The following is a 15,131-nucleotide window of genomic DNA, read 5'->3' on the forward strand; positions in this document are numbered from 1 at the left end:
CCCCTAGCCTGGTGGGTCTGTTCTTTTCCTTCCGGTGGGGGGAGGTCCTGGCCCCCAGGGAGGCCCCCCTTTCGGCCCCCCACCGGTACGGGCTCAGAGCACCTTGGACAGGAAGGCCCTGGTGCGCTCGTGCTGGGGATTGGTGAGCACCTCGCGGGGGTTGCCGGACTCGACCACCACACCGCCGTCCATGAACACCAGCGCGTCGCCGACCTCGCGGGCGAAACCCATCTCGTGGGTGACGACCACCATGGTCATGCCCTCCTCGGCGAGGCCGCGCATGACGTCGAGGACGTCGCCGACCAACTCCGGGTCGAGCGCGGAGGTCGGCTCGTCGAAGAGCATCAGCTTGGGCTTCATGGCCAGCGCGCGGGCGATCGCCACGCGCTGCTGCTGGCCGCCGGAGAGCTGCGAGGGGTAGTTCTTCGCCTTGTCGGCGAGGCCGACCCGCTCCAGCAGGACCATGCCGCGCTCGCGGGCGTCGGCCCTGCTCTCGCCCTTGACCTGGACCGGCGCCTCCATGACGTTCTCGACGGCGGTCATGTGCGGGAACAGGTTGAAGCGCTGGAAGACCATGCCGATGTCGCGCCGCTTGAGGGCGACCTCGCGGTCCTTGAGCTCGTGCAGCCGGTCGCCCTTCTGCTGGTAGCCGACCAGCTCGCCGTCCACCCAGAGGCGGCCGCCGTTGATCTTCTCCAGGTGGTTGATGCACCGCAGGAAGGTCGACTTGCCGGAGCCGGAGGGGCCGATCAGGCAGAACACCTCGCCCTTCGCCACCTCCAGGTCGATGCCCTTGAGCACCTCGACCGGGCCGTAGGACTTGTGCACGTTCTCGGCGCGGACCATGGGCTCGGCCGGGGCCGCGGCGTCGGCGGGGGTCTTGGTCAGATCGGTCATGCGTGACCACCTCCCTCGATCCCCGGGACGACGTCGGCGGTCGTCCTCGGGGCGGGCTTCCCGGCGAACAGGCCCCGCAGTCGCTGCAGCGGGGTGGGCGGGAGGGTGCGGTTGGAGCCTCGGGCGTAGTGGCGCTCGATGTAGTACTGGCCGATGGTCAGCACCGAGGTGAAGAACAGGTACCAGAGGCTGACCACGATCAGCAGCGGGATGTTCTGGTAGTTCCGGGAGTAGATGACCTGGCCGGCCCGGAAGATCTCCTCCAGGGAGATCACGGAGACCAGCGAGGTGGTCTTGAGCATCGAGATGGTCTCGTTGCCGGTCGGCGGGATGATCACCCGCATGGCCTGCGGCAGGACGATCCGGCGCATGGTCTGGAACCGGCTCATGCCGAGCGCGTGCGCGGCCTCGCTCTGGCCCTCGTCCACCGACTGGATGCCGCCGCGGACGATCTCCGCCATGTAGGCGGCCTCGTTGAGGCCGAGGCCCAGCAGTGCGGCGACGAAGGTCGGGATCAGCACGTTGGTCTGCTCGGACCAGAACTCGGGCCCCCACGGGACGCCGATCGACAGCTTGGCCCAGATCAGGCCGAGGAAGTTCCAGAACACCAGCTGCACCAGCACCGGGGTGCCGCGGAAGATCCAGATGTAGACCCACGCGACGCCGGCCAGCAGCGGGTTCGGGGACAGGCGCATCACCGCGAGGATGATGCCGCCGACCACACCCATGAGCATGGCGAGCACGGTCAGTTCCAGCGTCACCAGCAGGCCGTGCATGATGCTGTCGTGGAACAGGTACTGACCGACGATGTCCCACTTGAAAGCGGGGTTGGTGAGGAGGGCGCTCAGCAGCATCGCCGCGAGCAGGGCGATGACGACGGCGCCCGCCCAGCGTCCGGGGTGGCGGACGGGGACGGCCTTGATGATGTCAGGCCGCCCCTTCTCCGCCGTCCCCTTGTCCAAAGAGTTCACGGTGTGGCCTCGGGGGAGAAGATGGAGCGTACGAGGGTCAGCTGACGGCACCGTTGACGGCCGACGTGGAGATGGCGCCGGCCTCGACGCCCCACTTGGTGAGGATCTGCTTGTAGGTGCCGTCGTCGATCAGCGACTGGACGGCGCCCTGGACGGCCGGGGTCAGCTTGGAGCCCTTGGCCAGGGCGACACCGTAGGGGGCCGTGCCGTAGGTCTCGCCGACCTTCTCCAGCTGGCCGCCGGACTGCTTGATCGCGTAGTCGATCACCTGGGAGTCGGCCATCATCGCCTGGTCGCGCCCGGACACCACGGCGTTGGTGACGTCCGTCTGGAGGTCGAACTTGTCGCCCCCGTTCGGGATGCCCGGCTTGCCGGCCTTGGCGCAGTCGGGGTCGCGGGTGTCCTTGATCTCGTCGGCCTGGGTGGTGCCGGTCTGGACGGCGATCTTCTTGCCGCAGAGGTCCTTCGGGTCGACCTTCTCCGGGTTGCCCTTCTTCACCGCGACGGCGCTGCCGGAGTTGAAGTAGGTGACCATGTCGACGATCTGCTCGCGCTCCTTGTTGTCCGTGAAGGACGACATGCCGAGCTGGAACTTGTTCGACTGGATGCCGGGGATGATCGCGGTGAAGCCGGAGTCCTGGACCTCGGCCTTCAGCCCGAGCTTGGCGGCGATGGCGTTGGCCAGGTCGACGTCCATGCCGATGATCTTGCCGCTGTCGTCCTTGAACTCGTCCGGGGCGTACGAGGCGTCCGCGCCCACGACGATCTTGCCGGCGGACTTGACGTCCTCCGGGACGAGCGAGGCCAGCTTGGGGTCGGCCTTGACCTCGTTGACGGTGGCGGAGGCGTTGGGGGCGCCGCCGCCGTCGCTCTTGCTGCTGCTGCAGCCGGTCAGCACGAGGGAGACCGACGCGGCGACCACACCGGCTGCGAGGAGCCGGCTGCGCTGGGTACGGGTGGTCATGAGGGGGATCTCCATCCTGGGGGAGAGAGGTCGGGCGGAGCGCGCCGCGGGAGCGGCGCACCGGACCGGCGAGCCGCGCGGCTCGGTACGGGTGCGTGTCGCCGTACGTCGTCGTACGTGCAGGCCGGGTCGTGCAGTTTCCCGGGCGCGGGGGGAGCCGCCCGGGGTCGTACGCGGTACTGCTTCCGCCACCCTCCGCCGAGGTGGACGTTGACCGGACGGCCTCGACCAGTGGCCGGCTCGATCCGAGATGGGGGGAATCCTGCCATCTGATGACAGTCAGGTGGCCCTCATCCAGATCAAAATCGGATAACGAGGGGTCGCACTGTCCGCTATTCGGACTTATTCCGCGCCCCTGTCACCCTGCGCATACGTATGCAGACCGGTCCGTGCCGCACCCGGCGCCCGTCGCCCGCCGGATCAGATGCCCCCGTTGACCACCGCGTTCTGCGCCGCGCCGGCGCTCACGTTCCACTTGGCCAGGATCTTGTCGTACTCGCCGCTGCGGATCAGCTGGTCGATCGCCTTGGCCAGCACGTCGCGCAGCTGCCCGTCGTCCTTGCGCACCGCGATCCCGTACGGGTTGGAGGTGGACTGCCCGCCGGTCACCTCGAAGCGGCCGCCGCCGTCGGTGGTCTTCGCCGCGTAGGCGGCCACCGGGAAGTCGTTCAGGCCGGCCGCGGCGGCGCCGGAGGCGACCTCGGCCAGCGCCTTGGTGTCGCTGTCCAGCTTGTGGGGGGTCAGCGGGCGGCCGGCCCGGGCGCAGACGGCCACCTGGCGGGTGACGATCTCGTCCTGGGTGGTGCCCTGCTGGAGCGCGACGGTCCTGCCGCACAGGTCGTCCAGGCCCTTGATCCCCTTGGGGTTGCCCTTCGGGACGACGATCGAGGTGCCGGCGATGAAGTAGTCCACGAAGTCCACGCCGGGGCCGGTCTGCTTGCCGTTCTCGTCCAGGGCGTCGCGGCGCTGGCGGGTGTCGCTGAGCGCCGACATCGCCACGTCGTACTGCTTGGCCTGGAGGTTCGGCACCAGCTTGTCGAAGGGGGTGTCGACGAACTCGACCCGCAGGTCGAGGATCCGGCCCAGGGCGGCGGCGAGCTCCGGGTCGAGGCCGGCCGGCTTGCCGTCCGGGCCGCGGTACTCCACCGGGGCGTAGTTGACGTCCATGCCGACCCGCAGCGCCCCGGCCGTCCGCTGGGCGTTCGGCAGCTTGCCGCGGAGGTCCTTGACCGGGTCGTCCGAGGCGGCCTGCCCGCCGCCGCAGCCGGTCAGCAGCAGGGCACCGGCGGTGGCCAGGGCGGCGGCGGCCGGTATCGGACGACGGGCATGGCGGACGTGAAGCATGAGGGAGGCTCCTGTGGGAGGGACGAGCGGCCGCCACGGTGTCGCGCGGGTGTACGCGAAATGGCGGACAAGCGATCCTGCCATCCCGGCCTGCCGGGCCCGGCGGCGGGTGTGTCAGAATTCGTTACCGGGTGACCCCCGAACGCTCGAACCAGACCGACGAGCCCCGACAGGCTCGGGGTGCCCGGGAACGGAAGTCCTCACGCGGCTCCGTATCCGGGGCGCCGACTCCCCTTCGGATCTGCGTTCACTCCTGCGGGTGCGCGTGCGCTCATGCCGTTGCCGCCGCCGGTGCCCGGCGCTTCCGACGCCGGGCCCTGTGACGCGACGGCACGGCGATGAACCGCACGTGACGAGGACGAAAAGGCATAGGTGCGATGCCTTCGTCCGACCTACGCTCGGCCCGGAAGCACAACGCGGACAACACAAGACCCCATAAAACCCTCATCCGAGGGCGCCGCCCGACGGCAGCGCCCCGACCCTGACCCCGGGTCCGCTTCGGCGTACCCGGTTTCCGGTTTCCGGCCGGGTCGTCCTGCCCGTCGGCCGCGCGTCCTCGCCAGATCAATGACGAAGAGGTCATCGTGGCAGCGGAGATCATCAGCAGCACCCAGGACACCGACGATCCGGTCGACGCGGTTTTCGCGCTCCACCGCGGCGGCAAGATGGAGATCCGGGCGACCGTCCCGGTGCGCGACGCGGACGACCTGTCCCTCGCCTACACCCCCGGTGTCGCCCGGGTCTGCACGGCCATCGCCGAGCAGCCGGAGCTGGTCAACGACTACACCTGGAAGGCCAACACCGTCGCGGTGGTCACCGACGGCACCGCGGTGCTGGGCCTCGGCGACATCGGCCCGCAGGCCTCGCTGCCCGTGATGGAGGGCAAGGCGATCCTGTTCAAGCAGTTCGGCGGCGTGGACGCGGTGCCGATCGCGCTCGCCTGCACCGGGGTCGACGAGATCGTCGAGACCGTGGTCCGGCTGGCGCCCTCGTTCGGCGGCGTCAACCTGGAGGACATCTCCGCGCCCCGCTGCTTCGAGATCGAGCGCCGGCTCCAGGAGGCCCTGGACATCCCGGTCTTCCACGACGACCAGCACGGCACCGCGATCGTCACCACCGCCGCCCTGTGGAACGCCGCCAAGGTGACCGGCCGTGAGATCGGCTCGCTGCGGGCCGTCATCTCCGGTGCCGGCGCGGCCGGCATCGCCATCGCCAAGATGCTGGTCGCGGCCGGCATCGGCGACGTGGCGGTCTGCGACCGCAAGGGCGTCGTCCACGAGGGCCGCGGCGACCTCACCGACGTCAAGGCCGAGATCGCCGGGCGGACCAACCGCACCGGCCTCAAGGGCTCGCTGGCCGACGCGCTGGCCGGCGCCGACGTGTTCATCGGCGTCTCCGGCGGCACCGTGCCGGAGGAGGTCGTCGCGACCATGGCCGAGGGCGCGTTCGTCTTCGCGATGGCCAACCCCACCCCGGAGATCCACCCCGAGGTCGCGCACAAGTACGCTGCCGTGGTCGCCACCGGCCGCAGCGACTTCCCGAACCAGATCAACAACGTGCTGGCCTTCCCGGGCATCTTCGCGGGCGCCCTCCAGGTCCGCGCCTCCCGGATCACCGAGGGCATGAAGCTCGCCGCCGCCAAGGCGCTGGCCGGCGTCGTGGCCGACGAGCTGACGCCGCAGAAGGTCATCCCCTCGCCGTTCGACGAGCGCGTCGCGCCGGCGGTCACCAAGGCCGTCGCCGAGGCCGCCCGGGCGGAGGGCGTGGCGCGGATCTGACGATCCGACCGGACATCCGCCGAACGGCCCGGGGCCGGGACACGCGTCACACCTCCGCGTGGTTCCCGGCCCCGGCCGTCGCGGCTATCGTCCGGGGCATGTTCGCTGCCTACGCCGCACGTATCGACGCCGCCGACCCGCTGAGCGGGCTGGAACTGGGCGACCTCCCCGAGCCGCAGGCCCGTCCCGGGTGGAGCGTGGTCACGGTCCGGGCCGCCAGCCTCAACCACCACGACCTGTGGTCGCTGCGCGGGGTAGGCCTGCCCGCCGAGAAGCTGCCGATGATCCTCGGCTGCGACGCCGCCGGCGTCGACGAGCACGGCAACGAGGTGGTCCTGCACTCGGTGATCGGCCAGAGCGGCCACGGGGTCGGCCCGGACGAGCCGCGCTCCATCCTGACCGAGCGCTACCAGGGCACCTTCGCCCAGCGGGTCGCGGTGCCCACCTGGAACCTGCTGCCCAAGCCCGCCGGGCTGAGCTTCGAAGAGGCCGCCTGCCTGCCCACTGCCTGGCTGACGGCCTACCGGATGCTGTTCACCAACGCCGGGGTCAAGCCCGGGGACACCGTCCTGGTGCAGGGCGCGGGCGGCGGAGTGGCGACCGCGCTGATCGTCCTCGGCAAGGCGGCCGGCCTGCGGGTCTGGGTCACCGGACGGGACGAGGCCAAGCGCGCCCGGGCGGTGGAGCTCGGTGCCGACGCGGCCTTCGAGAGCGGCGCCCGGCTGCCCGAGCGGGTGGACGCCGTGCTGGAGACGGTCGGCGCCGCGACCTGGTCGCACTCGGTGAAGTCGCTGCGCCCGGGCGGCACCGTGGTCATCTCCGGGGCCACCTCCGGCCCCAACCCGAGCTCCACCGAGCTGAACCGGATCTTCTTCCTGGAGCTCAAGGTGGTCGGCTCGACCATGGGCACCAAGGAGGAGCTGGCCGGACTGCTCGCGTTCTGCGCCAACACCGGCGTCCGGCCGGTGATCGACTCGGTGCTGCCGCTGACCGAGGCCCGGGACGGCTTCGCCCGGCTGGCCGGGGGCGACGTCTTCGGGAAGATCGTCCTCACCCCCTGACGCCGCGGCGGCCCGGCGCCCCCGAACAGGGGCACCGGGCCGTCACCCTCAGGACCGCCGGCTCAGCCGAGCAGCCGCTTCAGCCGCTCGCCCGCGGCGCCCAGCACCGTACGGGCCTCGGCCAGCTTGTCCGCGCTCACCCCGCCGTCCCGGGCCGCGTCGCGGACCTGGTCGCGGAAGCGGTCGAGCAGCCGCTCCAGCTCGCGGGCCGGGTCCCCGGCCGGGTCGGTGCGGGCCCACGGCGGCAGGTCGGCCGCGGCGTCCGCGGCCGGCCCGTCCTTGTCCAGGTCGATCCGGGACACGGTGATCCGCTCGGCGGACCCGGAGGGCTCCTCCTGCGCACCGTGGCCCCAGCGGGCCGCGTCGGCCAGCCCGGCCAGGCCCTTGGTCAGCTCCGAGAGGCCCTCGGCCAGCCCGGTCGGCCAGTCGCCCTTCGCGGCGTGCTCGCGCACCTGCTGCTCGACCCGCCGCTTGATCCGCAGCGCCTCCTGCTGCGCGGCGGTGCGGGAGGCCTTGGCCTGCTCGCGCAGCCGGCGGGCCTCCGCCTCGGCGGCCTTCGCCTTGGCCTTGGCGGCCTTCTCCTGCTCCCGGGCGCGCTTGGCCTGCTCCTTGGCCTGCTGCTTGAACTGGGCGAACTCCTCCTTGGCGCGCTGCCAGGACTCGTTGTCCCCCCAGGGCCCGGCCCACGGGTCCCCGCCCTCGGCGCGCTCCGGCCGGGGCGCCTGCTTCGCGGCGTTCCACAGCTCCTCGCGCAGGTCCTTGGCGCTGTCCCGGACGTCCTCGCGGATCGCCCCGGCGAGCTGGGCCACGGAGTCGTGGATCTCCACCTCCAGCTCCTCCAACTCGACCTGACGGGCTTCGAGTTCGGCGCGTCCGGCGTCGGTCAGCCGGTACACCTTGCGGCCGCCCTCGGTGCTGTGGGCGACCAGGCCCTCCTGCTCCAGCTTGGCCAGCCGCGGGTAGACCGTCCCGGCCGAAGGGGCGTACAGGCCCTGGAACCGCTCCTCCAGCAGCCGGATGACCTCGTAGCCGTGCCGGGGGGCCTCGTCCAGCAGCTTCAGCAGGTAGAGGCGGAGCCGGCCGTGGCCGAACACGGGGGTCATCTCAGGCCTCCTTGGTGAGGTTCGGGGTGCCGGGGCCGGCCGGGAGCTCCTTGACCACCACCGGGCCCTCCTCCTCCGAGTCGGGGCGGCGCAGCACGGTCACCGCGCCGGAGACGGTGGTGACGTGGAGGCTGCCGCGGCCCTCGCCGAGCCGGCCGGAGATCTTCTTGGCGCCCCAGGTGCTGCTCATCTGGAGCTCCTCGAAGGTGCTGGAGACGTCGCCGCTGGTGGAGCCGGCCTCGACGGTGGCGTCGGCCAGCGAGGGGATCCGGACCACGACCGCGCCGCTGACGGTGTTGACCTTGACGTCGGTCTCACCCGCCACGTCGAGGTCCAGGGTGACGGCCCCGGTGACGGTGTTGGCCTGGATCCGGTCGGCGGTGCCGGCGATCACGGTGAGCTGCCCGGAGACGGTGTTGACCTTGAGCCGGCCGCCGACCGCCTGGGCGTCCACGTCGCCGGTGACGGTACTGGCCTCGATCCGGCCGGTCACCCCGGCGAGGGTGGTGTCGCCGTTGGCGCTCTGCACCGAGACGTGCCCGCTGACGCCGCTGACGGTGGCGTGCGCCGACACGGTGCTGACCTTGACCTCGACGTCGGCCGGGACGGTCACGGTCACGCCGGCGATCCGCTTGCGCTTGAAGGAGCCGAAGAAGTTCTTCACCGAGCCGACCGACTTCAGCCAGTCGCCGAACTCGCCCCAGCTGTTGATGTCCTTGTAGGTGACCGTCAGGACGCCGTCCACCAGGGTCACGTGCAGGGGGTCGCCGACCAGCTCGGTGACCTCCAGGCGGGCCGGGCCCTCGGCCGCGACCACGTTCACCGTGCCCTCGATGGTCCGCACGTGCAGCGTGCGCACCGACTCGTCGAAGGTGATCCTCTCGGTGTCCTCGACCGTCCACTGGCTCATCTCTGCCGCCTCCCGTCGCGGATCGCGATGTATCGCGTTCTCTTTTAAAGACGATATATCGCGTGCTGGCAGAGTCAAGCGTGCCGGCCCCCGATACCGACCCCGATCCGTCCCCGAGACCTCCCCTACGGGGACGGCGGGGCTCCGTGCCCGAACACGCGCGAGGCCCGGGAGGCGGTTGCCTCCCGGGCCTCGCGGCGGCCGTCACCGGGTCACTCGTCGTCCTCGTCGTCGAGCCGCGCCAGCCAGGTGGCCAGCCGCTCGACCGGGACCTCGAAGTCCGGGTTGAGGTCGACGAACGTGCGCAGCTGCTCGGCCAGCCACCCCAGGGTGACCTCCTCCTCGCCGCGCCGGTTCTCCAGTTCCTCGATGCCTCGGTCGGTGAAGTACACGGTTCGCTCCGGTCCGATGGGGATTGACCCGGTCAGGATAGTCCGGCGCCGATCAGCCGTTGTAGCGGTAGTAGCTCAGCGCGATGCGGACCGCGTCGGTACCCGTCTCGTGGCTGATCATCTTGACGATCGCGACGCTGCGGTCCTTGCGGTTGCGCACGCAGAACACCCGCCCCGGCGGGACGTCCGCCCAGGTGAGCTTGGCGGTGGGGTTCTGGTCGATGGCCGAGGAGCACTGCTCGGGGGTGAGCGAGCCGTCCCGGCTGATGTACCGGTCGAAGTCGGTGTCCACCCTGGGGCCGGAGCTGTCCGGGTCCATGAAGGTGGCCGAGCCCCCGGACGGGCCCACCTTGCCGGCCGCGAGTTCGAAGCCGTAGTCGTGGCCGGGCGAGCCGAGCTCCCGGTCGGTGTAGACCGCGACGTAGGCGCCGCCGGGCAGCGGGGTCCCGGATGCCGTGGAGGCGGACGGCTGCGTGGGCGTGGGCGCGGGGGTGGTCGGGGCCGCGCTCGGCTTCTGGCTCTGGGGGGCCGCCGGGGTGGTCGCGGGCGGCAGCGGGTCGGAGGTCCTGGTGACGGTGACCTCGGGGGCCGGCCCGGCCGCCGACCCCTTGCCGTCGTCCAGCTTCTTCATCAGCACCACACCGCCCGCGGTGCCGCCGACCGCCATCACCAGGGCGACGGTGAGCAGCACCTTCCAGGACACCCCGCCCTTGCGCGCGGGCGCGGGCGCGGGCGCGGGCGCGGGTTCCGGGGCGGGCGCGGGCGCGGGCGCCGGGGCGGCGGTCACCGCCGGGCCGGGCGGCGGGGTGTCGTGGGACGCCGGCTCCGGCCGGTGGAACCCGACGGTCGGCGGGGTGGGCAGCACCGGTGCGGTCGGCGACTCGGTGGGCGGCTGCGGGGCGCCGTACGAGCCGACCGGCGGCGGCGCGAAGCCGGACGGGGGCGTCGCCGGCTGCTGCGGCGGGTGGGCCGCGGTGGCCGGGTGGGTCGGCGCGCCGGCGGGCGGCGGGGGAACGGCCGGCATCGCTGGCAGCGGGGTCGGCGGGGTGGCGGGCGCGGCCGGCAGCGGGGTCGGCGGGGTCCTGGGGAGGTCCGAGCGGCGGGTGATCTCGGTGCTGACCTCGCGCGGCAGCCAGTCGTCGCCGAACCGCAGCTGGCCGCCGACCTCCGGGTGGTTGCGGGCGACCTGGATGATCTCGGCGGGTGTGGGGCGGTCCTCCGGGGACTTCGCCAGGCAGCGCTGGATCAGTTCGCGCAGGTCCGCCGGGACGGCGGTGAGGTCCGCCTCCTCGTGCACCACCCGGTAGAGCACCGCGGTGTCCGGGCCGTCGCCGAACGGCGCGGTGCCGCCGGCCACGTACGCGGCCAGGGCGCCGAGCGCGAAGACGTCGGTGGCCGGGGTGACCGGGCGGCCCTGGGCCTGCTCGGGGGACATGAAGGCGGGGGAGCCGATCCGGTAGCCGGTGCCGGTCAGCGCGGTGGCGTCGGCGGCCCGGGCGATGCCGAAGTCGATCACCCGCGGGCCGTCCCCGGCGACCAGCACATTGGCGGGCTTGAGGTCGCGGTGGACCACCTCGACGCTGTGGATCGCCTGGAGGGCCTCGGCGATGCCGCCCATCAGCAGCAGTACGGTGCGCACCGGCAGGGCGCCGTTCTCGCGCACCACCTGCTGCAGGGACGGGCCCGGGACGTACGCGGTGACCAGCCAGGGGGCGTCGCCGTCCAGGCCGCCGGAGTCGATCACCTGCGCGGTGTAGAGCCCGTGGATGCGCTGGGCGCTGCTGACCTCCTGGGCGAAGCGGCGGCGGAACTCGCCGTCCTCGGCGAACTCCGGGCGCACCACCTTGAGTGCCACCGGGCGCCCGCCCGGGGTGTAGGAGAGGTAGACCCGGCCCATGCCGCCGGCGCCCAGCCGGGCGAACAGCCGGTAGCCGCCGACCTCCCGGGGGTCGTCCGGGAGGAGCGGCTGGAAGACCGGAGGAAGCTTTCCGGCGTCCCGAGGCGTGTCGGCGGTCATGCGGTGATCCCCCTGGGAGAGCGGTGAGGCGGTACGGCCGCGGCGGCCGGGGCGCGTGGACGGGCGCCCGGTCGCCGGACGGCGAGCCATAACCTATCGATCCGTCAGGAGTCCGCGCACGGCGGTTCCGGATTGGTTGCAGAGCTGGAACCGAACGGGCGGCGGGCACCAACGCCCGTGGCCCCGCCCTCCCGAAGGGGAGGACGGGGCCACGGGCGTTTCGGACCGCGGGGCTTCGGCGCGTCAGAGCGCGAAGACCTCCTCGACCAGTGCCTGCTGCTCGGCGGCGTGCCGCTTGGCCGAGCCGACCGCCGGGGACGAGGCCGCCGTGCGGGCGACCCGGCGCAGCCGGGCGTCGCCGCCGGTGCGGCCGATGACGACCTGGAGGTGGTCCACCAGGTTCATCGCGATGAACGGCCAGGCGCCCTGGTTGGCCGGCTCCTCCTGCGCCCAGACGAACTGGACGTTGTCGCCGTAGCGGGCCAGCTCCTCCTGGAGCTCGGCCACCGGCAGCGGGTAGAGCCGCTCGACCCGGACGATCGCGGTGTCGGTGACGCCGCGCTCGGTGCGGGCGGCCGCCAGGTCGTAGTAGAACTTGCCGGCGGTGATGACCACCTTGCGGACCTGCGCCGGGTCGACGGTGGAGTCGCCGATGACCGGGCGGAACGAGCCGGACAGGAACTCCTCGGTCGCACTCGCCGCGGCCTTCAGACGCAGCATCGACTTCGGGGTGAAGACGACCAGCGGCTTGTGGTGCGGGTTGTGCGCCTGCCAGCGCAGCAGGTGGAAGTAGTTCGACGGCAGGGTCGGCATGGCGACCGTCATGTTGTTCTGCGCGCACAGCTGGAGGAAGCGCTCCGGGCGGGCGGACGAGTGGTCCGGGCCCTGGCCCTCGTAGCCGTGCGGCAGCAGCAGGGTGACGCCGGAGTGCTGGCCCCACTTCTGCTCGGCGGAGGCGATGTACTCGTCCACCACGGTCTGCGCGCCGTTGACGAAGTCGCCGAACTGCGCCTCCCACATGACCAGCGCGTTCGGGCGGGTCAGCGAGTAGCCGTACTCGAAGCCCATGGCCGCGTACTCCGACAGCAGGCTGTCGTAGACGGTGTAGCGGGCCTGGTCCTCGGTGAGGTACTGCAGCGGGGTGTAGTCCTCGCCGGTCTTGCGGTCGATCAGGACGGCGTGCCGCTGGCCGAAGGTGCCGCGGCGGCTGTCCTGGCCGGCCAGGCGGACCGGGTGGCCCTCCATGAGCAGCGAGCCGATGGCGAGGGTCTCGCCCATCGCCCAGTCGATGGTGTTGTCCTCGACGGAGCCGGCGCGGCGCTGGAGCTGCGGCAGCAGGCGCGGGTGGACGGTCAGCCAGTCCGGGTGGTTGACCTGGGAGGCGGCGATCCGCTTGACCATCTCCTGGGAGATGCCGGTCTGGATGGAGACCGGGAAGTCGGCGACCGGCTTGCCCGTGGTGGTGTCGGCCGGCGCCTGGGCCGCGTCGCGGACCTCGGCGAAGACCTTCTCCAGCTGGCCCTGGAAGTCCTGGAGCGCCTGCTCCGCCTCTTCCATGGTGATGTCGCCGCGACCGATCAGGCCCTCGGTGTACAGCTTGCGCACCGAGCGCTTCTTGTCGATCAGGTCGTACATCAGCGGCTGGGTGAACGACGGGTTGTCGGCCTCGTTGTGACCGCGGCGGCGGTAGCAGATGAGGTCGATCACCACGTCCTTGTGGAACTCCTGGCGGAACTCGAAGGCGAGCCGCGCGACGCGGACCACGGCCTCCGGGTCGTCGCCGTTCACGTGGAAGATCGGGGCCTCGATCATGCGCGCCACGTCGGTGCAGTACATCGAGGAGCGCGAGGACGCCGGGGCGGCGGTGAAGCCGACCTGGTTGTTCACCACGACGTGCACGGTGCCGCCGGTGCGGTAGCCGCGCAGCTGCGACATGTTCAGGGTCTCCGCGACGACGCCCTGGCCGGCGAAGGCCGCGTCGCCGTGGATCTGGATCGGCAGCACCGGGAAGGTGGTGCCGCCCTGGTCCAGGATGTCCTGCTTGGCGCGGGCGATGCCCTCGACGACCGGGTCGACCGTCTCCAGGTGGGAGGGGTTCGCGGCGAGCGAGACCTTGATGGTCTCGCCGTCCAGGCCGGTGAAGGTGCCCTCGGAGCCCAGGTGGTACTTGACGTCACCGGAGCCGTGCATCGACTTCGGGTCGAGGTTGCCCTCGAACTCGCCGAAGATCTTGCCGTACGGCTTGCCGACGATGTTGGCGAGCACGTTCAGGCGGCCGCGGTGGGCCATGCCGATGACGGCCTCGTCGAGGCGGTGCTCGGCGGCGGCGTCGATGGTCGCGTCCAGCAGTGCGATCAGCGACTCACCGCCCTCCAGCGAGAAGCGCTTCTGCCCGACGTACTTGGTCTGCAGGAAGGTCTCGAAGGCCTCCGCCGAGTTCAGCCGGCGCAGGATCCGCAGCTGCTCCTCGCGCTCGGGCTTCGCGTACGGCTTCTCCAGGCGCTCCTGCAGCCACTTGCGCTGCTTCGGGTCCTGGATGTGCATGTACTCGATGCCGACGGTGCGGCAGTAGGTGTTGCGCAGCAGGCCGAGGATGTCGCGGAGCTTCATCATCTTCTGGCTGCCGAAACCGCCGACCGCGAACTCGCGCTCCAGGTCCCACAGGGTGAGGCCGTGGGTGGTGACGTCCAGGTCGGGGTGCTTGCGCTGCTTGTACTCCAGCGGGTCGGTGTCGGCCATCAGGTGGCCGCGGACCCGGTAGGAGTGGATCAGCTCCATGACGCGGGCGGTCTTGTTGACCTCGTCGTCGTGGGTGGTGGCGACGTCGGTCGCCCAGCGGACCGGCTCGTACGGGATCCGCAGCGACTCGAAGATCTCGTCGTAGAAGCCGTTCTCGCCGAGCAGCAGGCGGTGGATCTCGCGCAGGAACTCGCCGGACGCCGCGCCCTGGATGACGCGGTGGTCGTAGGTCGAGGTCAGCGTCATGATCTTGGAGACGCCCAGGCGGGACAGGGTCTCCGGGGCGGAGCCCTGGAACTCGGCCGGGTACTCCATGGCGCCGACGCCGACGATGGTGCCCTGGTTCTGCATCAGGCGCGGCACGGAGTGCACGGTGCCGATGCCGCCGGGGTTGGTCAGCGAGACCGTGACGCCGGTGAAGTCGTCCATGGTCAGCTTGTTGGCGCGGGCCCGGCGGACGATGTCCTCGTAGGCCTGCCAGAAGCCGAAGAAGTCGAGCGTCTCGGCCTTCTTGATGGCCGCGACGACCAGCTGGCGGTCGCCGTTCGGCTTGACCAGGTCGATGGCCAGACCGAGGTTGACGTGCTCCGGCTTGACCAGGAAGGCCTTGCCGTTCTCCACCTTGTAGCTGTAGTTCATGCCCGGGGCGGCCTTGATGGCCTGGACCAGGGCGTAGCCGATCAGGTGGGTGAACGAGACCTTGCCGCCGCGGGCGCGCTGCAGGTGGTTGTTGATGACGATGCGGTTGTCGATCAACAGCTTCGCCGGCACGGCGCGGACCGAGGTCGCGGTCGGCACCTCCAGCGAGGCGTCCATGTTGGTGGCGACGGCCTTCGCCGGGCCGCGCAGCTGGATCAGCTCGGGGCCGGCGGTCGCGGCGGCCGCGGCCGGCGCCGGGGCGGCGGCCTTGGGAGCCGGGGGCGCGGCGGGCGCGGCGGCGAGCGGAGCCGGAGCC

General features: G+C 71.7%; 11 protein-coding genes. 2 read left to right on the plus strand and 9 right to left on the minus strand.

The genetic code is table 11. The features are described from left to right. Positions 1-93 precede the first annotated feature (93 nt). The 4 genes from ACFVGO_RS12105 to ACFVGO_RS12120 form a co-directional block, all read right to left on the minus strand. Positions 94-897: an amino acid ABC transporter ATP-binding protein gene (locus ACFVGO_RS12105; protein ID WP_359904500.1), complete on the minus strand. Its 804-nt coding sequence runs from the start codon at positions 895-897 to the stop codon at positions 94-96. Next, the gene (locus tag ACFVGO_RS12110) at positions 894-1,868 is read right to left on the minus strand and encodes an amino acid ABC transporter permease (protein ID WP_359904497.1); all 975 of its coding nucleotides are present in this window, start codon (positions 1,866-1,868) and stop codon (positions 894-896) included. Before ACFVGO_RS12110 ends, ACFVGO_RS12105 begins: the two co-directional genes overlap by 4 nt. Positions 1,869-1,905: 37 nt before the next feature. Next, positions 1,906-2,832 (minus strand): ABC transporter substrate-binding protein, encoded by a 927-nt coding sequence (locus tag ACFVGO_RS12115; protein WP_359904494.1) that lies wholly within the window; start codon positions 2,830-2,832, stop codon positions 1,906-1,908. A 420-nt stretch (positions 2,833-3,252) separates the two neighbouring features. Further along, complete coding sequence (locus tag ACFVGO_RS12120) at positions 3,253-4,176, minus strand: ABC transporter substrate-binding protein (RefSeq protein ID WP_359904492.1); 924 nt, start codon at positions 4,174-4,176, stop codon at positions 3,253-3,255. A 584-nt stretch (positions 4,177-4,760) separates the two neighbouring features. Here ACFVGO_RS12120 and ACFVGO_RS12125 point away from each other — a divergent pair. Both ACFVGO_RS12125 and ACFVGO_RS12130 read left to right on the plus strand, forming a co-directional pair. Further along, positions 4,761-5,954 carry an NADP-dependent malic enzyme gene (locus ACFVGO_RS12125; RefSeq protein ID WP_380358323.1) on the plus strand — a complete coding sequence of 398 codons (1,194 nt, stop codon included), beginning with the start codon at positions 4,761-4,763 and terminating at the stop codon, positions 5,952-5,954. A 98-nt stretch (positions 5,955-6,052) separates the two neighbouring features. After that, entirely contained in the window at positions 6,053-7,015 is a 963-nt protein-coding gene (locus ACFVGO_RS12130) for a zinc-binding dehydrogenase (RefSeq protein ID WP_359904486.1), read from the plus strand. 62 nt (positions 7,016-7,077) lie between these two features. On the opposite strand, the gene ACFVGO_RS12135 is transcribed toward ACFVGO_RS12130, so the two are convergent. From ACFVGO_RS12135 to ACFVGO_RS12155, 5 genes are all read right to left on the minus strand, one after another. Then, complete coding sequence (locus ACFVGO_RS12135; RefSeq protein ID WP_359904484.1) at positions 7,078-8,118, minus strand: PadR family transcriptional regulator; 1,041 nt, start codon at positions 8,116-8,118, stop codon at positions 7,078-7,080. A 1-nt stretch (position 8,119) separates the two neighbouring features. Further along, positions 8,120-9,028 (minus strand): DUF4097 domain-containing protein, encoded by a 909-nt coding sequence (locus ACFVGO_RS12140; protein WP_380631475.1) that lies wholly within the window; start codon positions 9,026-9,028, stop codon positions 8,120-8,122. Positions 9,029-9,240: 212 nt separating this feature from the next. After that, the gene (locus ACFVGO_RS12145; RefSeq protein WP_049649445.1) at positions 9,241-9,420 is read right to left on the minus strand and encodes a DUF6104 family protein; all 180 of its coding nucleotides are present in this window, start codon (positions 9,418-9,420) and stop codon (positions 9,241-9,243) included. 52 nt (positions 9,421-9,472) lie between these two features. Continuing rightward, positions 9,473-11,437: a serine/threonine-protein kinase gene (locus ACFVGO_RS12150; protein WP_380631477.1), complete on the minus strand. Its 1,965-nt coding sequence runs from the start codon at positions 11,435-11,437 to the stop codon at positions 9,473-9,475. Positions 11,438-11,680: 243 nt separating this feature from the next. After that, positions 11,681-15,131: multifunctional oxoglutarate decarboxylase/oxoglutarate dehydrogenase thiamine pyrophosphate-binding subunit/dihydrolipoyllysine-residue succinyltransferase subunit (locus ACFVGO_RS12155; RefSeq protein WP_380631479.1), on the minus strand; the 3,451-nt coding region annotated here is incomplete at its 5' end.

The organism is Kitasatospora sp. NPDC057738, assembly GCF_042798815.1.
GTDB lineage: Bacteria > Actinomycetota > Actinomycetes > Streptomycetales > Streptomycetaceae > Kitasatospora > Kitasatospora lactacystinica.

Excerpts from the sequence above, each read along its gene's own strand:
- ACFVGO_RS12105 (WP_359904500.1), bottom strand. The coding sequence starts at position 897 with ATGACCGATCTGACCAAGACCCCCGCCGACGCCGCGGCCCCGGCCGAG.
- ACFVGO_RS12115 (WP_359904494.1), bottom strand. The coding sequence starts at position 2,832 with ATGACCACCCGTACCCAGCGCAGCCGGCTCCTCGCAGCCGGTGTGGTC.
- ACFVGO_RS12120 (WP_359904492.1), bottom strand. The coding sequence starts at position 4,176 with ATGCTTCACGTCCGCCATGCCCGTCGTCCGATACCGGCCGCCGCCGCC.
- ACFVGO_RS12130 (WP_359904486.1), top strand. The coding sequence starts at position 6,053 with ATGTTCGCTGCCTACGCCGCACGTATCGACGCCGCCGACCCGCTGAGC.
- ACFVGO_RS12135 (WP_359904484.1), bottom strand. The coding sequence starts at position 8,118 with ATGACCCCCGTGTTCGGCCACGGCCGGCTCCGCCTCTACCTGCTGAAG.
- ACFVGO_RS12140 (WP_380631475.1), bottom strand. The coding sequence starts at position 9,028 with ATGAGCCAGTGGACGGTCGAGGACACCGAGAGGATCACCTTCGACGAG.
- ACFVGO_RS12150 (WP_380631477.1), bottom strand. The coding sequence starts at position 11,437 with ATGACCGCCGACACGCCTCGGGACGCCGGAAAGCTTCCTCCGGTCTTC.